The organism is Flavonifractor sp. An100, from assembly GCF_002161175.1.
Taxonomy (GTDB): Bacteria; Bacillota; Clostridia; order Oscillospirales; family Oscillospiraceae; genus Lawsonibacter.
This window is the reverse complement of record NZ_NFMA01000014.1, coordinates 13,805-35,564: the sequence shown is the minus strand read 5'-3', so window position 1 is coordinate 35,564 and position 21,760 is coordinate 13,805. Positions and strand designations below refer to the sequence as shown.

20 protein-coding genes are annotated in these 21,760 nt (G+C 59.5%); 5 read left to right on the top strand and 15 right to left on the bottom strand.

All coding sequences use genetic code 11. The features are described from left to right. Positions 1-37: 37 nt before the first annotated feature. The 6 genes from B5E43_RS09155 to B5E43_RS09130 all read right to left on the bottom strand — a co-directional run bounded on the left by B5E43_RS09155 (position 38) and on the right by B5E43_RS09130 (position 3,751). Positions 38-997: a hypothetical protein gene (locus tag B5E43_RS09155; RefSeq protein ID WP_087396011.1), complete on the bottom strand. Its 960-nt coding sequence runs from the start codon at positions 995-997 to the stop codon at positions 38-40. Further along, positions 978-1,484 carry a sigma-70 family RNA polymerase sigma factor gene (locus B5E43_RS09150; protein ID WP_087396008.1) on the bottom strand — a complete coding sequence of 169 codons (507 nt, stop codon included), beginning with the start codon at positions 1,482-1,484 and terminating at the stop codon, positions 978-980. The genes B5E43_RS09155 and B5E43_RS09150 overlap by 20 nt, the downstream gene beginning before the upstream one ends. Before the next feature lie 124 nt (positions 1,485-1,608). Continuing rightward, positions 1,609-1,914: a hypothetical protein gene (locus B5E43_RS09145; protein WP_087396006.1), complete on the bottom strand. Its 306-nt coding sequence runs from the start codon at positions 1,912-1,914 to the stop codon at positions 1,609-1,611. Positions 1,915-1,933: 19 nt separating this feature from the next. Further along, positions 1,934-2,365: a hypothetical protein gene (locus B5E43_RS09140; protein WP_087396004.1), complete on the bottom strand. Its 432-nt coding sequence runs from the start codon at positions 2,363-2,365 to the stop codon at positions 1,934-1,936. Between the two features lie 25 nt (positions 2,366-2,390). Then, a complete protein-coding gene (locus B5E43_RS09135; protein ID WP_087396002.1) occupies positions 2,391-2,696 on the bottom strand; it encodes a DUF2089 family protein in 306 nt (101 codons plus the stop codon). 128 nt (positions 2,697-2,824) lie between these two features. After that, a complete protein-coding gene (locus B5E43_RS09130) occupies positions 2,825-3,751 on the bottom strand; it encodes a DMT family transporter (protein ID WP_242964782.1) in 927 nt (308 codons plus the stop codon). A gap of 89 nt (positions 3,752-3,840) precedes the next feature. Here B5E43_RS09130 and B5E43_RS09125 point away from each other — a divergent pair, with 89 nt between their 5' ends. Beyond that, the gene (locus B5E43_RS09125) at positions 3,841-4,437 is read left to right on the top strand and encodes a DNA-3-methyladenine glycosylase (protein ID WP_087395999.1); all 597 of its coding nucleotides are present in this window, start codon (positions 3,841-3,843) and stop codon (positions 4,435-4,437) included. Positions 4,438-4,440: 3 nt separating this feature from the next. Continuing rightward, the gene (locus B5E43_RS09120) at positions 4,441-5,079 is read left to right on the top strand and encodes an HAD family phosphatase (RefSeq protein WP_087395997.1); all 639 of its coding nucleotides are present in this window, start codon (positions 4,441-4,443) and stop codon (positions 5,077-5,079) included. Positions 5,080-5,167: 88 nt separating this feature from the next. Here B5E43_RS09120 and B5E43_RS09115 read toward each other — a convergent pair whose 3' ends face one another. The 5 genes from B5E43_RS09115 to B5E43_RS09095 form a co-directional block, all read right to left on the bottom strand. Beyond that, complete coding sequence (locus B5E43_RS09115; protein ID WP_087395995.1) at positions 5,168-7,465, bottom strand: S-layer homology domain-containing protein; 2,298 nt, start codon at positions 7,463-7,465, stop codon at positions 5,168-5,170. A 20-nt stretch (positions 7,466-7,485) separates the two neighbouring features. Beyond that, entirely contained in the window at positions 7,486-8,736 is a 1,251-nt protein-coding gene (locus tag B5E43_RS09110; RefSeq protein ID WP_087395993.1) for an ABC transporter permease, read from the bottom strand. Next, positions 8,733-9,428 (bottom strand): ABC transporter ATP-binding protein, encoded by a 696-nt coding sequence (locus B5E43_RS09105; RefSeq protein WP_087395991.1) that lies wholly within the window; start codon positions 9,426-9,428, stop codon positions 8,733-8,735. Before B5E43_RS09105 ends, B5E43_RS09110 begins: the two co-directional genes overlap by 4 nt. 11 nt (positions 9,429-9,439) lie before the next feature. Further along, positions 9,440-11,128, bottom strand: coding sequence for an HlyD family efflux transporter periplasmic adaptor subunit (locus B5E43_RS09100; protein WP_158099009.1), 1,689 nt, complete (start codon positions 11,126-11,128; stop codon positions 9,440-9,442). A 290-nt stretch (positions 11,129-11,418) separates the two neighbouring features. Then, entirely contained in the window at positions 11,419-13,989 is a 2,571-nt protein-coding gene (locus B5E43_RS09095) for a UvrD-helicase domain-containing protein (protein ID WP_087395987.1), read from the bottom strand. 341 nt (positions 13,990-14,330) lie between these two features. Here B5E43_RS09095 and B5E43_RS09090 point away from each other — a divergent pair, with 341 nt between their 5' ends. Both B5E43_RS09090 and murC read left to right on the top strand, forming a co-directional pair. Next, positions 14,331-14,966: a hypothetical protein gene (locus B5E43_RS09090; protein WP_087395985.1), complete on the top strand. Its 636-nt coding sequence runs from the start codon at positions 14,331-14,333 to the stop codon at positions 14,964-14,966. A 169-nt stretch (positions 14,967-15,135) separates the two neighbouring features. Next, the gene (gene murC / locus B5E43_RS09085; protein WP_087395983.1) at positions 15,136-16,509 is read left to right on the top strand and encodes a UDP-N-acetylmuramate--L-alanine ligase; all 1,374 of its coding nucleotides are present in this window, start codon (positions 15,136-15,138) and stop codon (positions 16,507-16,509) included. Between the two features lie 79 nt (positions 16,510-16,588). Here murC and B5E43_RS09080 read toward each other — a convergent pair whose 3' ends face one another. The 4 genes from B5E43_RS09080 to B5E43_RS09065 all read right to left on the bottom strand — a co-directional run bounded on the left by B5E43_RS09080 (position 16,589) and on the right by B5E43_RS09065 (position 19,770). After that, positions 16,589-17,863, bottom strand: a complete 1,275-nt coding sequence (locus tag B5E43_RS09080) for an L-serine ammonia-lyase, iron-sulfur-dependent, subunit alpha (protein WP_087395981.1) — start codon at positions 17,861-17,863, stop codon at positions 16,589-16,591. 137 nt (positions 17,864-18,000) lie between these two features. Then, entirely contained in the window at positions 18,001-18,318 is a 318-nt protein-coding gene (trxA, locus tag B5E43_RS09075; protein ID WP_087395980.1) for a thioredoxin, read from the bottom strand. A 17-nt stretch (positions 18,319-18,335) separates the two neighbouring features. After that, entirely contained in the window at positions 18,336-19,190 is an 855-nt protein-coding gene (locus tag B5E43_RS09070) for an FAD-dependent oxidoreductase (protein WP_087395978.1), read from the bottom strand. A 79-nt stretch (positions 19,191-19,269) separates the two neighbouring features. Then, the gene (locus B5E43_RS09065; protein WP_087396097.1) at positions 19,270-19,770 is read right to left on the bottom strand and encodes a pyridoxamine 5'-phosphate oxidase family protein; all 501 of its coding nucleotides are present in this window, start codon (positions 19,768-19,770) and stop codon (positions 19,270-19,272) included. A gap of 205 nt (positions 19,771-19,975) precedes the next feature. Here B5E43_RS09065 and B5E43_RS09060 point away from each other — a divergent pair, with 205 nt between their 5' ends. Continuing rightward, positions 19,976-21,688 carry a glutamine--tRNA ligase/YqeY domain fusion protein gene (locus B5E43_RS09060; RefSeq protein ID WP_087395976.1) on the top strand — a complete coding sequence of 571 codons (1,713 nt, stop codon included), beginning with the start codon at positions 19,976-19,978 and terminating at the stop codon, positions 21,686-21,688. The last annotated feature ends 72 nt before the right edge of the window (positions 21,689-21,760 follow it).

Genomic DNA, 21,760 nt, shown 5'->3' with positions numbered 1-21,760 from the left:
CGGTCCCTTCCCAGGGACCGGGTGTTTTTCTCTAATATTAGCTCTTGGGTTGATACTCCTTCAGCTGAGACAGCTCCAGGCCGTCCAAAATGGCATGGACCGCTTCTGCTTCCATCTGGGCGCCAGTCATGGTAAAGCTCACATATCCATAGGAGACCTCCGCCCGGAATACCGTTTTCCCACTGGGGGCGGTATCCCACTGGATATCAGCCATGGCTCCATCTGCCGTTTCATACTCCTCCACCTTGTCCAGGCCGGTGGCCACCACGTATTGGTCTCCCGCCTGTCCCACCGGATGGAAGGTCCAGTCCAGGCTGAACTGCCCCTCCCCAGGCCCCTGAAAATCTCCGTAGAACCCCAGATAGCGCAGGTTTCCGGTCTCCCGACTTTTTTGACTGTAGCTGCTCTGGCAGCCTGGGATGGGAGGATAGTCCTCCTCCAGAGCTGCCAGATCCGGCATTACCCCCATGGGCCACAGCTCCAGCAGGTCGGACAGGCGGTCCGCCTTGTACTGCTCCACCACTAGGGCGTCGGTTTGGGCGGCAAACATTTCCCTCCAGCCGTCCTCCGCAGTTCCATAGGCGTGCTCCAATACCTCCTCCCCTTCCCCTTGGTAGAAGGACATACCCGTCTCCAGGTCCACCTCCTGGGCCCCCGGATATTCCGGCAGGCCATCCTGCACACCTACTGCCGCTGTACTTGCCCCTGCCGCTGCCGCTCCCTCGTTGGCGGCCTGACCGGCCTGCTCCAGCGTATCAAAATAGAAAATCCGATTTTGCTTCAGCGTTACCACCGCCGCCCCGGCACAGGCGGTGAGCAGCACCGCTGCTGCCGCCAGCAGCACCGCCTTTCTGATCCGGCGCCGTCCCACCCCTCTGGGAGGCAGGCTCTCCAGCCGTTGGGCTAAAAATGCATCAAATCCCTGGGGCAATGGGAACGTCTCCTCCTGAACTCGCCGGCGCAGGCGTTCCTCCCACTCATAATCTCTGGACACCATATCCGTCCTCCTCTTCCAGCAACTTCCGCAGCCGTTCCCGCCCCCGGTTCAGCCGGGACTTTATTGTCCCCTGGGGAACCCCCAGCGTGCGGGCAATTTGGGCTACGGGCATATCCTCATAGTAGTAAAGGGTGACCGCCAGGCGCTGCTCCTCCGGCAGGCGCAGCACTGCCTGCCACAGGTTCTCCGGCAATTCCTCTTTCTCCGGGACCGCCACCTTCTCCGCCTTTTCCAGCTCCACCAACCGTCTGTCCCGGCGCAGCTGGGCATAGGCACAGTTGACGGTAATTCTTACCAGCCAGCCCTTGGCCGCCTGGTGGTCCCGCAGCTTTTCAAAGCTCTGCCAGGCCAACAGCACCGCCTCCCCCACTGCATCCTGGGCCTGGGCTTCCCCAGGCAGCAGTGCCCGGGCGGAGCGGTACATGCTTCGGCTGTGCTCCTGTACCAGAGCAGCAAATTGGCTTTTGAGCTCCTCATCTCTTCCCACGTGGGTCGCCTCCTTCCTTGTCCGGACACCTTATAGATGCTAAATTGGAGCTATAGGTTCCAGGAAGACAAAAAATTTTTAGAAAAGGGCAGCCGGAAGATTTCTCTTCCGGCTGCCCCTTCCCTTATTCCAACTCCTCCAGCTTCGCCGGGCCAACTCCCGCCCGGGTTTGGCCCTGGTTCTTCCAGTGCCGGACTCCCAGCCACACCAGCAGCAGAGCCACCACGGGCAGACCGCCTTGCACCAGCACCTGGTCCATGCGCAACGGCCAGGCTCCGAATGCCTGGTGATAGCCTAGAACTGTTACGCCTACCACGCTTCCACACAAAACTGGGATTACCACCCCCGCCCAAATGGGCCCCATCCCCGCCACACAGATCTGCAGCGCCAGAATCAAGACAAACATCATCATTGCACTCTCATTGGACATTGTACGCAGGCTCCTTTCCTCATTCCAGATCCTCGATCTTCATCTTCTTCAAATCATCCTGAAAGTCCCGGCGGTTCTTGTAGTGCAGCCAGATGCCGCCAAAGACTATGGTGGGGATATTGCTTACAAAAAACACCCCCGCAATGGCCCCTACTGCCCCCGGGGTCAGAGAGATGTGGTGCTCCTCCTCCCGGTGCTCCTCCTGAATCACCTGGCCATGCTCATCGGTGACAACTAATGTGCTGCCTCCCGTTCCTCCCAGCTGAAAGGCGGTCATGCCAAACACCAGCAGCAGGGACATAAGAAAGGAGAGCACTGGAAGGATCAACCCCAGCCACTTTCCCTTTTTACTCAGCCACACCTGGACTACCACCAGCAGGGCAATGGGCACCAACATGATAAAAATAGCAAAAATCAACGTGATTCCTATGGTAGAAAACATTAGATTCATCTTGTATTCCTCCTTCTCTCCGCCCTTACAGAGGAGCGGCTCCTTTCGTCTTTTTATATTCCGCGATCAGCACCTTGGCGGTATCGAAGTCCAGTCGCTCGCTGACTACCATACGCTTAATGGTGGCGATGTAGGGGTCGGCGGCGGTATCCTCCCCAATTTGAATCTTTTGGATCAGCCGGTCCAGCCGCAGCCGCACCGTGGGGTAGGTCACCCCGTATTGGGCGGCCACCTCCTTCAGCGAACCGGAGGCCAGGATAAACTTTTTGATAAACACCACGTCCTCCTCTTCTAGTCCCGCCATCCACTCCGGAACCACATCCACTGCCATGGGTTTGCCCCCCCTTTCTGTTCTGTGCTTATTATATACTTTAATTTTATTAAGGTCAACCTTTAATTTTATTTTTAATTTTTTGATAAAAAATAAAAGTCCGACAGCTACCGCTGCCGGACTGAGCGTTAAGGTGTGCACTTATTGACGGGCTCCCTCTGAGCTGCGGGAGCGGGCGGACGGTGGAGGAAGGAAAACTTGGTTTCGGAGCACACCACCGCCACAAAGATGAGGGCAAAGCCCATGAGCAGCCGGGGTGTCACCGGGTCGCCATAGAAGAGGACGGAGAAGAGCACCCCAAACACCGACTCCAGAGATAAAATCACAGAGGCGGAGGCGGGGTCGGACCACACCTGGCCCACATTTTGGAAGAGAAGGGCTACGGTGGTGGCCATGACGCACAGATAGGCCAGGGGGAGATAGACCTGGGGGTCAGCCAGGGCCCCCACCGGGAAGGTCTCGGTGAGCGCCCCGCAGATCCAGGCGTACAGGCCGGTGAAGGCAAACTGGAACACGGTGAGCAGGGAGATGTCCTTTCCCGGAGACACCTTGGCCACGGCGGTTATATGGGAGGCATAAAAGACGGCGCACAGCAGGGTGAGCAGGTCGCCGGAATTGATGGTCAATCCCTCATTGAGGGATACCAGCCCCACCCCCGTCACGCACAGTACAGCGGCAATAATGTTATACCGGTCCGACCGGGTCTTGACCACCGCCCAGGTGAGGAAGGGGACGATGACGCAGTACACCGCCGTCAAAAAGGCGTTTTTGGATGGAGTGGTCAAGGCCAGGCCAAAGGTCTGCACCGAGTAGGCCAGAAACAGGAAGCCCCCCATCACCGCTCCACGCCAGATGTAGTCGGGGGTAAACTGCTTCCAGCGTGGGATACACACCAGAGCCAGCAACACTGCTCCAGCGGTAAACCGGATGGCCAGCAGGAAAAACACCGGCAACACATCCAGGGCGTTTTTCATAATAAAGAAGGAGGTACCCCAGATGAGGGCAGCGGCAAAGAGCATGGGCTTTGCCAAAAGGCGCATAGTCTTGGGGGACATGGACATCAACTCCGAATTGCAAAATAGGGGGACGGCGTGGTATCATAGGAACACTTGACCGCTTTTGAAGTACAGGAGGTGGACTCTCTATGGAACCCTTGCCGCGGGACTTTTATGACCGGGACACGGTGGAAGCGGCCCGGGCTCTGCTGGGCTGCCGCTTGGTGCGGGTGCTGCCTGACGGGCGGGAGCTCATTTGCCGCATCACCGAGACGGAGGCCTATGTGGGCCGGATGGACAAGGCCTGCCACGCCTACGGCTACAAACGCACCCCCCGCACCCAGACTCTCTTCGCTCCACCGGGCACCGCCTACATTTACCTCATTTACGGCATGTACCACTGCCTCAACTTTGTCACCGAACCGGAGGGAGAGCCCAGCGCGGTACTGATCCGGGGGGCCAAAGTGATTACAAACGGGGACATTATAGCAGAAAACCGGTTCGGGTGCAAGATGGACCAGCTCACCCCATACCAGCGCAAGCATTTTCTGGACGGGCCCGGCAAGCTCTGCCAGGGGCTGACGCTCACCCGGGCGGAAAATGGTCTGGACCTCACCGACCCCAATAGCGGACTGTATGTCTGCCCCGGCCCCGCCCCGGAGCACATCCAGGTGGGCAAACGCATCGGCATCGACTACGCCCAGGAGGCCATTGACTTCCCCTGGCGGTTTTGGACGGAGGAATAACCCTTGTATTTTTTTGATTTGGACGGCACCCTTCTGGACTCCAACGGCATCTGGCTGGACATCGACATTGCCTTTCTAGGCCGCCACGGAGTGGACCGGGTACCCGAGGACTACACCGACTATGTGACCCATCACGCCTTTTCCGACTCGGCGGAGTACACCCGGACCTACTTTAATCTCCCCCTCACCCCCGAGGAGATCGTGACGGCCTGGCATGACCTGGCCCAGGATGCCTACGCCTCCCAGCTCCCCCTCAAGCCGGGGGTGCTGGACTTTCTGACCCGGGCCAAAAAAGCGGGCAAGCGCTGTGCCCTGCTCACCTCCTGCATGCCCCAGCTGTGTCAGGGGGCGGTGGACCGCCACGGCCTGTCCCCCCTTTTGGAGGAGATCTTCACCACCGCCCGCCTGGGGCTGGAAAAGCGGGACCCGGAACTATACCTCCAGGTGGCAAAGCTGTGCGGAGAGCGGCCGGAGGACTGTATTCTCTTCGATGACTCCCCTGTCTACTGTTCCTCCGCCAAACAGGCGGGCTGGCAGATCTACGGGGTATCCGACCCCATTTTTGAAGACCGGGCGGATGAGATGGTCCAGCTGTGCGGGCCCGGCCGGTTTCCCTTCTCTTTTTCAGCGCTCCTTCCTTAAATTCATGAAACCAGGAAAAACCGTCCGGGGCGGCCCCAAATGGGACCGTCCCGGACGATTTTATATCAAAGAGGGGAACGCAAAAACTTTAGTTGGCCTGGATGACCCGAACCTGCTGGCTGAGAGAGTCCACATAGACCGTCAGGTTGCTGGAAGACGCCTTGCAGGCATCCAGACGCTCCTTACCGGTAGACTGGGTGAACCAGTTGTCCGGGCTGCCCCGGTCGTCAGCCACCTTCCGGTAGCACTCCACATCGTCTGCAACCCGATAGGTCTTGCCAGACACGGTCACATAGGTTTGTCCCTGACTTTCAAAGAAATCAGAGGGCTTAACTCCTGTGACTGCGGTGAGTTCCACAATATCCAGCACGCCGCCATCAGCAGCCATGGCCACGCCGGCAAAGGTGCCCTCCCGGCCAGAATAGCCGGTGCCCTTCAGGTCAATGGTACCGCTGCCCCGGACCAAATTCCAGGTCCGCACACCCACTTCCGGATCGGTGGGACTGGGGCCGATCTTTGTTACCATGATACCGTACTCATAGGCATTTCCAGTTACCGCGTTGAGAACGATAAAGTCCACCATACCAGAAGTATTCAGGTGGTAGGACGCCACCTTATTGGAGGGAATGGAAACCATGTTCAGGTCGCTGATGCTTACCGGGACCATAGCACCACCGCTGCCCACCTGCTCGTAAATCCGCACGCCGTTGGTGACGGTATAGCTGCCCAGCTTCCGGTTCTCCACCTCAAATCCTCCAGAGGGGCTCTTGGCGAGCAAACGGGTGGCACTGATCTTGCCCTTACTGCCAGAGTTCAAGGTTACCAGCTGGTTGGCCAGAGAAGAGGCATTGGATACCTCGCCCTTGAGCTCCAGAGTTCCGCCGTTGGGCAGGAAGACCTGGGCACTTCCCTCGCTGACCATACCCACCGCGTTGGAGCGGACCTTGGTGGGATCGGCCATACCGGCCACCTTTCCGTCCGCGGTGAGCAGCAGCGTCACCTGATTGCCCACGTTGAAGTTGGGCGTCATGGCCCAGGCGCTCTCCAGCACCTCAAACTCATGGCCCAGAGCGGTGATCTTCTCCGGGGCCTTGGAGTTGGGATAGGCGTTCTCCAGCACGCAGGTCAGGCGCAGGTCAGAGACAATCAGAGTGTTGCTCAGGCTGTCATAGGTCACCACATCGTTGTCCTGAATATAGGACAGGGTGATGGGATGGCGGTTCTTTTGTACATTGAAGTTGCTGCCTCCACCGGTGAGGGTATAGAAGGTGGCCTCGCTGGCATTGCCGTTGACCACCACAGCTCCGGCATCGCTGGTCGCTGTGCTGCCGCCGGCATACACCGCCACTACCTTGCCCCGCTCGGTAAACATGGTGATCTGGGAGCCGGAGTAGAGGGAGGTGTGGGCGCTGACATAGTCGGTGCCCTCCGCCTTGTCCGAGGTATACACCGGAGTGTCGCTGGCGATGGTGTACTGCTTTCCTCCGGAGGCCTTCACATAGGTGGGCTGGGCATCGCCGGAGAGGGTAATGGTCACTGCCTCGCTGTCATCGGGGACAAAGGTAATGATCTCCTGCTTGTCATTGAGGACCAGAGAGCCCCGGCGGCCCTGAAGGGCCGTAGGCTCCACATCCTCCGTCTTAGGCAGATAGGTGCCGTCGGAGGTACGCACCGCCCCGTGGGCGCTGCCGTCGTCGGTGTCCACATTGATGGCCAGGAGCACCACATCCTCTTTGGAGGTACCCAGGCTCTTGTAGTAGTCGCTGCCATCCCCCATCTTACAGCCCAGAGCGTTGACAAAGAGCTGGGCTGCCTGGGCGCGGGTCAGGTTGTCGTTGGTCCCGGCCGCAATCCCATCGGTCAGGCCAATGGACTTGGCCAGATTCATGTAGCTCTGGGGCCAAACCGCTCCCGCCTGCTCGCTGGTATATCCCAGCACCCGGATGAGAATGGTCGTGGCCTGGGCCAGGGTGATCTTGGCGTCGGGCTCAAACCGGCCGTCGCCCACCCCGGAGATAAGGGGCAGTTCCTTCTCCCCATCCTTTACCGTCAGGGAAGCGGCGAGATTTACATAGCCCAGACCCCAATGCTCCGCCGTCACGTCGGAGAAAATGGTACGGGTGGCGTGGACGGGCACCTGGTCCCCCTTCTGCAAAAACTTGACCACCATGGCACAAAACTCTGCCCGGGTCAGGTTACCGTTTGGATTAAAGGTGTTTCCACCCACTCCGTCCACCACGCCCATCAGCCGCAGCACATCGGCGTTGATGGAAGTGGCGGTGTCCTTTACATCGGTAAAGGAGGAACTGGCGGCCCCGGCCGGCACAGCCAGAGCGGCGATCAGCGCCGCGGACAGGGCCACGGAAACAATTCGCTTTGTCTTCATCGTTCTCAATCTCCTATTCCTTACTCCGCCCTCAGAGCTACCACCGGCTGTAGACCGGAGGCCTTGATGGCTGGATACATGCCAAAGATAATCCCCAACACCACCGAGAAGAGGAAGGCTCCCACGGTGATGAACGCACTGGGCAGCATGGAGGTCTCTTGCAGCAGCAGTTTGCCGGCGATGAGGGTTCCTACGCAGCCGATGCCAATGCCGATGAGTCCGCCAATGCTACAGATCACCGCCGCCTCAATGAGGAACTGGGTAATAATACTCTTGCGCTCGGCGCCAATGGCCTTTCGGATGCCGATTTCCCTCGTTCGCTCGGTGACGGTGACCAGCATAATGTTCATAATGCCGATGCCGCCCACCAGCAGAGAGATGCCGGCGATGGCCCCCAGCACCAGAGCCTGCATGTTGCTCTGGCTCTTCATATTTTGGGCGTAGCTGTTGTCGCTGTACACCTGGTAGTCCCCGTTTTCGCAGTAGCCCTGGTCGTTTTTGGGGAACATACCACCCAGGAAGGCGTCCAGCCGGGTCATAGCTTCAACGGTAGCTTGGGCACTTTTCGCCTTGACCACATAGCTGTTAATGGTGCTGTTGCCATTCATGGAGCGGTTGAAGGTGTAGGGGATGACAATAATATTATCCAGGTCGGAATAGAGCTCCATAGCCTCGTAGTAGCCCAGCACCAGGAAGGGCTGGCCGTTGAGGGTGATGGTCTCTCCCACCGGGTCCGTGTAGCCGAACAGGGCCTCTTTGGCTCCTGCCCCCAGGACGCAGACCGAATTGGTCTTTTCAATATCCAGATAGGAGATCTCACGTCCGCCGGCCAGGGTGTAATTGTTGCACACCCCAAACTGGTCCGACCCCAACTTTACATGCATCATGGAGTTCCAGTCAAAATTTGGGCCCATGTTCTCCCAGTCATTGACCGCCAAGGTCTTGGCCCCATACTGGATGATAACCTTATTGCCCACCTCTGCGTTGGGGGTAATTCCCGCGATGAGATTGCTCAGGGACAGGCAGTAGTCGTAGAGCTTTTGAGAAGTTTCGTTATTGGTGTCGTAATAGGAGTAGGCGGAGACACTGATTTTATTGTCTCCCATTTTTTCAAAGTACTCCATGTTCTTCCGGTTCTGGCCCTGGACCACCGACACCATGATCACCACCGAGGCTACGCCGATGATGATACCCAGCATGGTCAGGAAGGACCGGGTCTTTTTCATGGAAATGGACTTGAAGGCCATTTTAAAGGCTTGCCATAGATTCATTCCCAATCCACCTCCTGTGGGTGATCGGCGATGATCTTGCCGTCCGACAGCCGCACCACCCGCTTGGCGGTGGAAGCGATGCCGTCGTCATGGGTGATGAGCAGGATGGTCGTCCCGCTCCGGTATAGATCCCGAAGGATCTCCAACACGTGACGGCCCGTTTTGGAGTCCAGAGCGCCGGTGGGCTCGTCGGCCATGATAATGTTGGGGTGGGTGGCAATGGCCCGGGCGATGGCCACCCGCTGCTGCTGGCCGCCAGACATCTCGCTGGGACGGTGGTGGGCCCGGCTGTCCATCCCCACCTTGGCCAGGGCCTCCATGGCAATGTCCTCCCGCTCCCACACCGAAACCCCTTGATAAATGAGGGGCAGGGTCACGTTCTCCAGGGCGTCCAGCTCCTGGATCAGGTTATAGCCCTGGAAAATAAAGCCGATCTCCCGGTTCCGGATGTGGGCCAGCTCCTTGTCCGACAGGGCGGTGACATCGGTGCCGTTTAAGTAGTAGTCCCCGTAGGTGGGGATATCCAGGCAGCCCAGCACATTCATCAGCGTGGATTTGCCCGAGCCCGACTGGCCCACAATGGCCACAAATTCTCCCTTGTCGATTTGCAGGCTCACTCCATCCAGGGCCCGAACCTCGCTTTCTTTCCCTTCGTTATAAATTTTATAGAGGTCGTGTATGTCAATGAGCATATCCACACCCCTTACCAGCTGCTGCCCTGCTCCGTGACCGTGTAGTTGACGAAGACCTCGTCCCCCTCCTGCACGCCGGAGCGGATCTCCACGTTCTGGGTGTCGGAGATGCCGGTCTCTACGATCACCGGGTAGTAGCCCTCCTCCTCGCTGGGGAACTGGCGCTTCTGGCCAGGCTCCACCTCGGGCATCTCCAGCTCGGGCACATCCTCAGGGCGGCTGTCCCGCTTGACAAAGACCACTGCCTTACGGGTGCCGTCGTTCTTATCGCTGAAATACTTCACCGAGCTGGTGGGAACCAGGATACAGTTTTCCGACTCGCTGGTGACGAAGGAATATTGCAGATAGGCGCCCTCGATGAGGCTGCCGTCAAAGTTGTCCACCGTAAGGGTGACCGGGTAGTTGGTCATACCCTGGCCGCTCTGGGCTCCCCCCATGTCGATGGAGGTAACCTGTCCCTGGTACACATTCCCGTTCCAATCCAGGTCCACAAAGCTGCCCGGCTTGATGAAGGAGATGTTCTTGTCATCCACAGTGATGGTCACCAGCATGGTGGTGTTATTGGAGATAATAACCACCGTATCTCCACTCTTTACCTCTGCCCCCTCGGTGAGCGTGCAGGAGGTAACGGTACCATTGATGGGAGCCACCGCGTGGAAATCGCTGAGGGCCTTGACCGCCTCGTCCAGCTTGGTCTGGGCGTTGTTGATCTCCTCCTGCTTGGAACGAATATCCGAGTCAATGGTGGAGGAACCCAAGGTCAACAGGGCCTCTCCCGCAGAGACATTGGCGTAGTTGAGCAGGTTCCCGATGCCGATTACGGGGCCAGCCGCCTTGGTCTCAATGGTGCGGGTCTCATAAAACTCCGTCTTTCCGTTTTCATAGGGGTAGATGGGAGTGCCGTCGGCGGCATAGAGCACCGCGGAGGCATCCATCTCGGCGGTGAGGGTACCGGGGTTGTCAAAGGCAATCACCACTTCAAAGTGGACGGCGCCCTCGGGGGAGATGTAGCTGACCTTGTTGATCTTCTCTACGGTTCCCTCATAGGAGCGCATCACAGCGGGGATAGATACATCCACCTTCTGCCCCACTTTAATTTCATTCTCATAGGCGTAGCTGAAGTACAACGACAGCTTCAGCTTTTTGTCATTGACCAGAGTGGCCACCGGAGTTCCCTTGCTGATATCCTGGTCCATCTGGAACTCCTTGACCTCCTGGAGCTTCCCGGCGAAGGGAGCACGAATGGTCAGGTTGGCCGCGTCCTCCTGAAGGTCGGCCATATCCTTATTCAGGTCCTCCACTTTCTTCCGGGCGTTGGCCACCTCATCCTCCGCCGCCTGGCTATAGATGGTGTACAGAGGGTCACCCGCCATCACGGTTTGACCGCCAGTGATGAGCACCTCCTGCACGGTACCGCCCTGGGTTAGGGTAATGGCTGCCGACTCCTTTGCCTTGGCCGTACCACTGCCAGACACCTTGCTCTGGATGGTGCCGATGGAAGCGGCTTGGGAGAAGATCTCTCCCTCCTCCAGGGTGCTGGTGTTTAAAAATTTATAAAGAGCAAAGCCGCCGCCCGCCAAAACGGCTGCCGCTACTCCCAGCGCGATGAACCGCTTGGCCATCTTTTTCTTGCCCGGTCCCTTTTTCTTGACCGGAGCAGGGGTTGGAGTTGGGGTTTGTGTCGCTGTCACTTCCGCCATGATGGTGTTACCTCCTCGAACTATATCAAACATATTCTGTTCTCTACCACAAGGGACAGGGGTTGCCTGTCCGTCAATCCCATTATATTCGGTGCTTTAGGGGCAATCAATTACAACCTGATTACAAATTTTTAAGATTCTCTTAATTGTACCCCAGGCTTCAAACAGGCATATTTCACTATAAATGTTAGACGAATTTCCCAGTAAAAAAGTTACACGGATTTAGAAATTTTTTTAAAAAAGAGCGGCTCAGGAACTACTCCTGAGCCGCTCTAACGGCCTTTTCCAAATTAAGACAGCTTTTCCATGTGGGCGGCGGCCGATTTCAGCATCAGCCGCTTGGTCCCCACCCCGTCGAAAGCGATCTCCACCAGGGCATCGCCCCCCATTTTCTGGACGGACAGAATCATACCCCGGCCAAAGGCGGTATGGCGCACCGTATCCCCCTTCTGGAAGGCCGGCACAGAAGCCGCTGCCCTCCCCGGGGCCGCCAGTCCTCCACCCAGGGGACGCTTGACTCCCTCGCTTCGGGACACGGTCCGTCCTGCTCCTCCCATGGCCTGAGTAAACCCGCCGTAGGAGGTCTGGCCGCCAGAGGCCCTGCCGCCCTGGGCGGCGGAACGACCGCCATAGCTGTCGTGACCGCTCCAGTTCCGGCGCTCCGTTCCCCCGTAGCCACCGTAGCCCGAGGTCCGGCTGGGCATACCGCCCCAGCTCTCCTCCTCCGGCGCGGAGAAGGGAGAGCGGCCGGTGCGCTCCAGGTGTTCCGGCGGGATCTCCTCCACAAAGCGGGAGGGCCGGTTGGAGCTGGTTCGGCCAAAGAGCATGCGCTGGTTGGCGCAGGTGAGGTAGAGCTTCTCCTTGGCCCGGGTCATGGCCACGTAGCACAGCCGCCGCTCCTCCTCCATCTCCTCCGTCTCCCCAATGGCCCGGATGCCGGGGAAGATGCCCTCCTCGGCCCCCACCACAAATACCACTGGGAACTCCAGCCCCTTGGCCGAGTGCATGGTCATCATCACCACGCAGTCCTGATCGGGGTCGTGGCTGTCCAGGTCGGTGTACAGAGCGATCTCGTCCAAAAATCCCGCCAGGGTAGGCTCGTCCCCCGCGTTTTCCATGTACCCCCGGATGGAGGTGAGCAGCTCCCGCACGTTTTCCAGGCGGGTGCGGTCCTCCACCGTGTTCTTGGCCTCCAGCATGGCCCCGTAGCCGGTACGGAGGATCAGCTCCTCATAAAACTGGTCCAGGGGCAGCTCTGTAAGCAGTCCCGCCAGTTCTCCCATCAGGTTTGTAAAGGCCGCCAGCTTGCCAGCTGAACGCTCCAGCTCCGGGTAGAGCCGGGCGTTGTCGATGACGGCGTACAGGGACGCCCCGTCCCGCCGGGCGATCTCCTGGGCGGCCTCCACCGTCTTCTGCCCGATGCCCCGGGGGGGATTGTTGATGATCCGCTGCAGGCGCAGGTCGTCCTCCGGGTTGTTCAGCACCGCCAGATAGGCCACCATGTCCTTCACCTCGGCCCGGTCAAAGAACCGGGTGCCCCCGATGATCCGGTAGGGGATGCCATTGCGCTTGCAGGCATTTTCCATCTGGTTGGACTGGGCGTTCATCCGGTAGAGGATGGCGTGATCCTTCCACTTCCGCCCCTGGCTGTACCCCTCCAAAATCCGGGCGGCCACATACTGGGCCTCGTCGTTCTCATTCATGGCCGCGTATAGGGTGAGCTTGTCCCCCTCCCCCGCGCGGGTCCACAGTTCCTTTCCCTTCCGGCCCTGGTTGTTCCGGATCACCGCGTTGGAGGCCTCCAGGATATGCCGGGTGGAGCGGTAGTTCTCCTCCAGCCGGATCACCCGGCAGCCGGGGTACTGCTTTTCAAAGGAGAGGATGTTCTCAATGGTGGCCCCCCGGAAGCGGTAGATGGACTGGTCGTCGTCGCCCACCACACAGAAGTTCTCATAGCCTCCGGCCAGGGTGGAGGCCAGGAGATATTGGAGATTATTGGTATCCTGATACTCGTCAATGAGTATATAACGGAATTTTTTCTGATAATATTCCCGAACGTCATCGAATTGTTGGAGTAGACGGACGGTGTGGAGGATGATATCGTCAAAGTCCAGGGCGCTGGCCTCCCACAGCCGCCGCTGATACTCCAGGTAGACCTTGGCAATTTTGCTCAGACGGAAATCCTCTGACTTCTCACACTCCTGGGCGTACTCCTCCGCCAGCTTCATGGCATCCTTGGCCCGGGAGATGTACCCCAGCACCGACCGGGGCGGGAACTGCTTGTCGTCCAGCTCCAAATCCTTCAGGCAGTCCTTCACCACCCGGAGGGAGTCGTCGGTGTCATAGATGGTAAAGGAGGTGGAGAAGCCCAGCTTGTCAATGTCCCGGCGCAAAATCCGCACACAGGCAGAATGGAAGGTGGAGGCCCAGATGTCCTCCGCCGCCGGGCCCAGCATGGCCCCCAGCCGCTCCTTCAGCTCTCCGGCCGCCTTATTGGTAAAGGTAATAGCCAAAATGGTCCAGGGGGCAGCGGGGTCCAAACGGCACAGCCGGTCCCGCCGCTCCCCCTCCTCCGGGGTCAGGGCGCGGCCCTTGGCGCACTCCTCTAAAAAGGTCAGATCCTCTTCCGTCACCCACTCGGGCACCTCCGGACTGTCCGATCCCCGGCCGTAGCGCATCAGGTTGGCGATTCGGCTGATAAGGACGGTGGTCTTTCCGCTGCCCGCCCCTGCCAGCAGCAGCAGGGGACCTTCGGTGGCCAGCACCGCCTTCTGCTGCTCCGGGTTGAGCCGGGTAAACTCCCGGGCAATGGCCCCCCGGCGGGCCGTTACAAATCGAAGCTCCTGTTCGTGGTTCAGCATAGTCTCTCTTCCTGTCTTGTCAATTTCGCAGTGGGGCTATTGTATAACAAAACCGCCGCCCGGGTCAACCGGAGCACGAAAATCAGGCAAAAAATTCCCTCAAAAACCGGGAACCTTTTCCCTCCCTCTCACGTCTATAAAATTGAAGGGACAAGGGAATACTTTTCCTCCTTTCGTCATATGCTGGAAGGGATTTGGGACAGCCCCTGCGCTACCATTCTGTAACCATTTTGGTACCGCCTCGTAATCCTTCCGATAAGATGGTAACACCTGCTTCTGTTATACTGAATGTAAGCTGAAGTTCACACAACCTCACCTGTAGGAAAGGAGGTCTCTCTCCAATGAAAAAATGTTTCCTGACTATGATGATCGCCGCTTTGCTGATCCTGCCCCTGGAAAGCGTAGCTGTGGCCAAGACGCCCAGTGCCACTTCTCCTGAGACCTCTGCCCAGGGAGAGGCTTATGTTCCCGGCGACGTGCCCGCCCAAATCGGCCCCGCCGAGTCCATGACCCCCGCCCTCCACGCCATGGTGATGGCTATGGTCAACCACGGTCTTTCTTCCTATGACCCCTCCAACTCTCAGCTTGGCTGGGAGACCCTGTACAACATGCTCTCCCTCTACGGCCAGCTGGACGAGCGGTCGGAGTATGTGGGCGAGGACCTGCTCCTCCCCCGGGAGACCGTGCAGGACTACGCCGCCGCCCTGCCCATGGCGGAAGTCCTGGGAGACCTGCCCGACGATCTGTCCGACCGGATGGTCTATGACTCCTCCTCCGACAGCTACCGGGTGATCTGCGGCAACGACAGCCTGGCGGAGATCCAGGTCGATCAGACCACCCAGGCAGACGGCGCCGTACACCTGGCCGGCCGCCTGGTCTATGTGGTGGACGGCTCCAGCCTGGCCCAGTTCCAGGCGGTGCTCCAGCCCACCGACAGCATGTTCGGCTATGTGATCGCCTCCATGGAGCTGCTCTGATTCCAGTCTCGCATACATCCGCGCGCCGCTTAAAACGCGGCGCGCTTTTTCGTCCCCCGGTATAAATTCCCCCCATCCGGTCCATATTTTTCGGGAAGTCTTGCACTTCCTTTTTCCCAAAGCTATAATATGGAACAGAGTCCTACCATTGAAACAGAGGTGTCATTTTATGGCCTTTTCCATACAAGATTACATCCGCCCCGACCGGAGAGCCCACCTGGTGGGCATCGGCGGGGTGTCCATGTCCCCCCTGGCGGAGGTGCTCCAGGGCCGGGGCCTGATCGTCACCGGCTCCGATCTGCATGAGAGCGACACCGTGGCCCACCTGCGCACCCTGGGCATCCCGGTGACCATCGGCCACCTGCCCCAGAGCGTGGAGGGGGCTGACTGCGTCATCCGCACCGCCGCCGTCCACGACGACAACCCGGAGATCGCCGCCGCCCTTCAGGCCGGCATCCCCGTGTTTGAGCGGGCCCAGGCCTGGGGCGCCATCATGCGCCACTACCAAAACGCCCTGTGCGTGGCCGGCACCCACGGCAAAACCACCACCACCTCCATGTGTACCCACATCTTCCTGGCCGCTCAGCGGGACCCCTCGGTGATGATTGGAGGCGTACTCCCCGCTCTGGGGGCGGGCCACCGGGTGGGCCATGGGGACACCATTATTTTAGAGAGCTGCGAATACTGCAACTCCTTCCTCTCCTTCTTCCCCACTGTGGCGGTCATCCTCAATGTGGATGCCGACCACCTAGACTTTTTCAAGGACCTGGAGGACATCAAGCACTCCTTCCGCCGCTTTGCCCAGCTGGTGCCCCAGGAGGGCTTTGTGGTGGCGGACGCAGACGACGAAAACACCATGGACGCGTTGAAGGACCTGGACCGCACCGTGGTCACCTTCGGCCTGGAGCAGGGAGACGTCCACGCCGCCAACCTCACCTGGGAGAAGGGCTTCCCCAGCTTCGACGTGATCATCGGGGAAAAACCCTTTGCCCGCGTGGCCCTGTCCGTTCCCGGTATCCACAATGTGGGAAACGCTCTGGCGGCCGCCGCCGCCGCCCACTGTCTGGGCGTCCCCGCCGCCGCCGTGGAGGAGGGCCTTGCCGCCTTCCACGGAGCGGGACGGCGCTTTGAGAAAAAGGGAGAGTACCGCGGGGCCATGGTCTACGACGACTACGCCCACCACCCCCAGGAGCTGCACGCTCTGCTCTCCACGGTCAAGGGTCTGGGCTATAAGCGGGTCATTTGCGCCTTCCAGCCCCACACCTACACCCGCACCCACGAGCTGTTTGACGAATTTGTGCAGGTGCTGAAGCTGCCCGACGTGACGGTGCTGGCGGAGATCTTTGCCGCCCGGGAGCAGAACACCCTGAACATCTCCTCCAACGACCTGGCCCGGCAGATCCCGGGGGCCATCTTCTGCCCCACCCTGGAGGAAGTCACCCAAACCCTCCAAGAGCTTGCCCGGCCCGGGGACCTCATCCTCACGGTAGGAGCCGGGGACATATATCTGGCCGGCGAAGCTCTGGTCAAAGCCGGGGAATAATGCAACCATCTCAATCAAAAACGGAGGCCAATCGGCCTCCGTTTTTTGTATATGGATTTGGAAAATGCTTAGGCTGGGGTTACTCCTCGATCATGATTTTCAGAATCTCCTTGTCGGTCTCCCGCATGCCTTCCCGGCCCAGCTGTCCCACGCTGATGATGGACTGCTCCACGCCCTTCTTCACGATGCCGTCGCCGCCGTAGAACTGCTGGCCGTTGCAGTACATCTCATAGCCGAAGATGCCGCTCTCCACCGCCGAGAGGATCTTGGCCGCACAGGAGGCCTTGGCTCCGTCACAGATAATGCCAGACACCACCGCCAGGGAGTTGACCAGGGTGTGCTTGATGGCGTCATAGGAGCCGTCCTGCAGGTAGGCGATGCCGCAGCCCGCCGCCGTGCCGGCGGTCACTACCCCGCAGTAGGCGGACAGGCGGCCGATGCGGGTCTTCTGGTGGATGGCCAACAGGTTGGACAGCACCAGGGCCCGGTACATCTTCTCCTCCCCGCAGCCCAGCTCCCGGGCGTAGACCACCACGGGGACGCAGGCGGTAATGCCCTGGTTGCCGCTGCCGGAATTGATGATGACGGGCAGCTCGCAGCCGTTCATGCGGGCGTCGGAGCCGGCCGCCGCCATGGCCTTGGCCCGGGTACGGACGGAATCGCCGTTGTACTTCAGCAGGGTGGAGCCCACGTTTGCCCCGTAGTCCCCCAGCAGCCCCTCCTGGGCAATGGCCATGTTGTACTCCACCTGGCGCTGCAGCAGGGGCTTGACCCGCTCCAGCTCCACGCAGTTGGCAAAGTCCAAAATCAGTTCCACCGACAGGAAGGAGCGGTCGGTCAGGCCGTCGGAATCCTCCTCCACCGACTCCGAGCGGAGCACCTGGCCGTTTTTCTCCACGGTGACCACATTGGTGTGGTACTTGCTGATGCGCACCTTGGCGCTCTCCTCGCCCCAGTACACCGTGATGATGATATCAAAAATCAGGGGGGAGTCGGCCAGCTTCACCTCAATGGGGATCTTGTCCAGATACTCCTGAATTTCCTTCTGCTGCTCCGCCGTCACCTGGGCGATGACCTCCAGCTGCTTGCCGGCGTCTCCCGCCACGATGCCCGCGGCGGCGGCGGCGGGAATCCCCTTCAAATGGCCGGTATTGGGCACCACCACGCTCTTTACGTTTTTGATCACATTTCCGCTGGCCTCAATGACCACCCGGTCGGGCAGCTGCCCCAGGGTCTCCCGGGCCACCGCAGCGGCATAGGCGATGGAGATGGGCTCTGTACAGCCCATGGCGGGCAGCAGCTCCTCCTCCAAAATTTGGATACACTTCTCGTAATTCTGATCGTTCCGCTCCATCGTCCAATTCCTCCGTTTTTATCTCTGGATTTTCGTTCTGGCTCCCCGCCTTTGCGGACGCCACAGGGCCGGAGCAGAGATCTCCCTCCGCTCCGGCTGTGTTTGTTGGGTGGCCGCCGGTCATGTCCGGCTTTCCATTATCCGTTTTTGTCCAGCACCTGGGTAAAAGCCCCGGCGGGCATCACGCCCACCTTGCGGTCGATCTCCTCCCCGTTCTTGAAGAAAATCACCGTGGGGATGGACATGACCCCGTAGCGGATGGCCAGTTCCTGCTCCTCATCCACATTGACCTTTCCCACCACGGCCTTGCCGGCGTACTGCTCCGCCAGACCGTCGATCACCGGAGCCAGCATCTTGCAGGGGCCGCACCAGTCCGCCCAAAAGTCCACCATCATCAGCTTGCCCTCGCTCAGGGCCTTGTCAAAGCTCTCTTGATTGAAGTGTGTCATATCCATAATTCCTTTCTTTTTTCTTATTGTTGTTCCTGTTGATCCAGATACTCGCAGGCGGACAGGGCGGCCACATGGCCCTCGCCCACCGCCTTGGCTACCTGAAGAGGACCTCCGGTGCAGTCTCCCGCGGCAAACACGCCCTCCACATTGGTGGCCATGTGCCGGTCGACCTTGATAAAGCCCTCCTCAGTCTCCAGCTGGGGCAGCAGATCGGTGGGGGCCACCGCCTGACGCAGGATAAACACCCCCGCACAGGGCAGCTCCACCCCGTCCGCCTCCAGCGCGGTGACGGTACCCTGGCCCCGGACGGCCAGCTTTCCCGCCTTGACGAAGGGGATGCCCTCCTGCAGCCCCTTGGGCTGGTTGGAGGAGACGTAGGTCACCTGGCAGCCCAGGCTGCTGAGGTAATTGGCCTCCAGAGGAGCATCGGGACTACGCCCCACCACCACCACCGGCTTGCTCCGGTAGAGCATGCCGTCGCAGGTGGCGCAGTAGCTCACCCCCCGCCCCAGGTACTCCTCCTCCCCGGGGTACTTGGCCTGACGGACCACACCGGGAGCCAGGATCAGGGCCCGGCCGTCGTAGACCTGGCTGCCGACGGTGACGTAAAATCCATTGTACACCATAAGGGCAATGGCTCTTCCGGTAACCGTCTCCACTCCCATCGCCTGTGCGTGTTGGGAGAACTCCCGGAGCATCTGCGCCCCGGTGCGACCGGGCATTCCAAGGTAGTTATCCACCCGCTCCGCCCGGGCCAGAGGACTGTCCTCCCAGCGGTTGCCAATGACCAGAACGCTCTTGTCCCGACCACGGGCCGCCACTGCTGCTGCCAGTCCTGCCGGGCCGCTGCCCAGTACGATGATATCGTGTTCCATTGGTTTGGCCTCCTTCGGCTGTTGTTCCCGTCTTTCGAATGTATAATACCTCTTTTTACCGGGCTATACTGTGACCAGGTCACAAAAGGGATGGATGTTTTTTCCGCGTCAGCTCAATGGCTTCTTTGCCTGTTATACAGTTCGGTGTGATTTCCACCAGGGCTACTCGGGAAAACTGGGATTGGATCTCCTTTTCCCGACCCTCCACCTCGTGGGGAGAGTATTTGGCCGCCAAAGCTGCCAGAGCCTGCCGCTTCTCCTTCTCGTCCTCCAGCTGTCTGGCTGTTCCAAAGACGATCACACTGCGAAAATAGGTCGTATACTCCTCCGGGACCACCTGATCCTGGTCCACCACACAAAAGGACACCTTATTATCCTTCCGAATCGCGTCCAATTTATGCCCTTCCTTGGCACAGTGGAAATAGAGCTTTCCATTCTCATACACATAGCTCAAGGGAACCGCATAGGGGTATCCCTCATCCCCCAGCACCGCCAGCACCCCGCTGGTCTGACGTTCCAGCACTTGATCACACTCTTTAGACGTAAGCTCCTGGCGGGAACGACGCATTTGCCGCATGATATGTCTCCCTTCCGGATGGGGCTGTTCCAACCTTCTTTTGTTTATTTTTCAGTATAACACACCAGAGTAGTTCCCGCAATAAGGGCACCACTTCAAAAAGCAGAAAAGACCTTGCCAGGCGCCCATCTCCTGGTGTAAAATAGGGGAGTTAAGATTCCCGCATGGGCTGGATATATGCCCACAAGAGAGACAGGAGGGTCAATCCATGGCTGAAGAAAAAATAAGCGCCAGCCCCGCCTCTGAGGGGCCGGCCCCCAGCCAAAACTTTATTCATGAATTTATCTCGGAGGACATTGCCCCCGGCGGACGCTTTGCCGGTATGCAGGTCCATACCCGTTTCCCACCCGAGCCCAACGGCTATCTCCACATCGGCCACTGCAAGGCCCTAATCATCGACTTCGGTTCGGCGGAAAAGTTCGGCGGCATCTGCAATCTCCGTATGGATGACACCAATCCCGCCAAGGAGGACACCGAGTTTGTGGACGCCATCCAGGAGGACATCCACTGGCTGGGCTTTGACTGGGGCGACCGCTTCTTCTACGGCAGCGACTACTTTGAAAAAACCTATGAGCTGGCCGTGGGCCTGATCAAAAAGGGCCTGGCCTATGTCTGTGAGCTCACCCCCGAACAGTTCCGGGAATACCGGGGCGACGTGGGCACTCCCGCCCGCTCCCCCTGGCGGGACCGCCCCATCGAGGAGAGCCTGGACCTGTTTGAGCGGATGAAAAACGGGGAGTTCCCCGAGGGCAAGTACACCCTGCGGGCCAAGATCGACCTGGCCAGCGGCAACTTCAACATGCGGGACCCGGTGCTCTACCGCATCCGCTACATTGAGCACCACCGCCAGGGCACCAAGTGGTGCATCTTCCCCATGTACGACTTTGCCCACCCCATCCAGGACGCCCTGGAGGGCATCACCCACTCCCTGTGCTCCCTGGAGTATGAGGACCACCGGCCCCTGTACGACTGGGTCATCAACAACACGGACGTGCCCAGCAAGCCCCGGCAGATCGAATTTGCCCGTCTGGGCATCAACTACACCGTCATGTCCAAGCGGAAGCTGCGCAAGCTGGTGGAGGAGCACTATGTCTCCGGCTGGGACGACCCCCGGATGCCCACCCTGTGCGGCCTGCGCCGCCGTGGCTACACCCCCGCCTCCATCCGCAACTTCTGTGACCGCATCGGCGTGGCCAAGAACACCTCCACCGTGGAGTACAGCTTCCTGGAGCACTGCCTGCGGGAGGATCTGAATGACCACGCCCAGCGGGCTATGGCAGTTCTACGTCCCGTGAAACTGACCATCACCAATTACCCCGAGGGACAAAGCGAGACCTTCCAGGTGGAAAATAACCCCAACGACCCGGAGGCCGGCACCCGTCCGGTCACCTTCTCCAAGCACCTGTATGTGGAGGCCGACGACTTCCTGGAGACCCCCATCCCCAAGTATAAGCGCCTGTACCCCAACGGCCCTGAGTGCCGCCTGAAGGGTGCCTACCTCATCACCTGCACCGGATGCGTCAAGGACGAGGCGGGCAACGTGGTGGAGATTCTGGCCACCTATGATCCCCAGAGCAGCGGCGGCAACCCCGCCGACGGCCGGAAGGTGAAGGGCGCCACCATCCACTGGGTGGACGCCGCCACTGCCGTGGACGCCGAGGTGCGGCTGTATGACAACCTCTTTGCCGACGAGGCGCCCGACGCCGGGGACAAGGACTTCCTGGACTGCCTGAATCCGAGCTCTCTGGAGGTGCTCACCGGCTGCAAGCTGGAGGCCTCCCTGGCCGACGCCCAGCCCAGCGACCGCTTCCAGTTCCTCCGCCTGGGCTACTTCTGCGCCGACTCCAAGGACTCCAAGCCAGGCGCCCTGGTCTTTAACCGGGCTGTCTCCCTGAAGGACAGCTTTAAGCCCGGCACCTGATTTCATCCGGATACAACAAGGGCCCCGCAGCGATGCTGCGGGGCCCTCTTTATACAAACGCGCGGTATGGAG

What these genes read in the sequence shown, in the direction of transcription:
- B5E43_RS09110 (WP_087395993.1), bottom strand. Translation starts at nt 8,736, where the DNA reads ATGAATCTATGGCAAGCCTTTAAAATGGCCTTCAAGTCCATTTCCATG.
- B5E43_RS09145 (WP_087396006.1), bottom strand. Translation starts at nt 1,914, where the DNA reads ATGTCCAATGAGAGTGCAATGATGATGTTTGTCTTGATTCTGGCGCTG.
- B5E43_RS09135 (WP_087396002.1), bottom strand. Translation starts at nt 2,696, where the DNA reads ATGGCAGTGGATGTGGTTCCGGAGTGGATGGCGGGACTAGAAGAGGAG.
- B5E43_RS09115 (WP_087395995.1), bottom strand. Translation starts at nt 7,465, where the DNA reads ATGAAGACAAAGCGAATTGTTTCCGTGGCCCTGTCCGCGGCGCTGATC.
- trxA (WP_087395980.1), bottom strand. Translation starts at nt 18,318, where the DNA reads ATGGATATGACACACTTCAATCAAGAGAGCTTTGACAAGGCCCTGAGC.
- murC (WP_087395983.1), top strand. Translation starts at nt 15,136, where the DNA reads ATGGCCTTTTCCATACAAGATTACATCCGCCCCGACCGGAGAGCCCAC.
- B5E43_RS09095 (WP_087395987.1), bottom strand. Translation starts at nt 13,989, where the DNA reads ATGCTGAACCACGAACAGGAGCTTCGATTTGTAACGGCCCGCCGGGGG.
- B5E43_RS09100 (WP_158099009.1), bottom strand. Translation starts at nt 11,128, where the DNA reads ATGGCGGAAGTGACAGCGACACAAACCCCAACTCCAACCCCTGCTCCG.
- B5E43_RS09155 (WP_087396011.1), bottom strand. Translation starts at nt 997, where the DNA reads ATGGTGTCCAGAGATTATGAGTGGGAGGAACGCCTGCGCCGGCGAGTT.
- B5E43_RS09090 (WP_087395985.1), top strand. Translation starts at nt 14,331, where the DNA reads ATGAAAAAATGTTTCCTGACTATGATGATCGCCGCTTTGCTGATCCTG.
- B5E43_RS09080 (WP_087395981.1), bottom strand. Translation starts at nt 17,863, where the DNA reads ATGGAGCGGAACGATCAGAATTACGAGAAGTGTATCCAAATTTTGGAG.
- B5E43_RS09140 (WP_087396004.1), bottom strand. Translation starts at nt 2,365, where the DNA reads ATGAATCTAATGTTTTCTACCATAGGAATCACGTTGATTTTTGCTATT.
- B5E43_RS09060 (WP_087395976.1), top strand. Translation starts at nt 19,976, where the DNA reads ATGGCTGAAGAAAAAATAAGCGCCAGCCCCGCCTCTGAGGGGCCGGCC.
- B5E43_RS09070 (WP_087395978.1), bottom strand. Translation starts at nt 19,190, where the DNA reads ATGGAACACGATATCATCGTACTGGGCAGCGGCCCGGCAGGACTGGCA.
- B5E43_RS09105 (WP_087395991.1), bottom strand. Translation starts at nt 9,428, where the DNA reads ATGCTCATTGACATACACGACCTCTATAAAATTTATAACGAAGGGAAA.
- B5E43_RS09125 (WP_087395999.1), top strand. Translation starts at nt 3,841, where the DNA reads ATGGAACCCTTGCCGCGGGACTTTTATGACCGGGACACGGTGGAAGCG.
- B5E43_RS09130 (WP_242964782.1), bottom strand. Translation starts at nt 3,751, where the DNA reads ATGTCCCCCAAGACTATGCGCCTTTTGGCAAAGCCCATGCTCTTTGCC.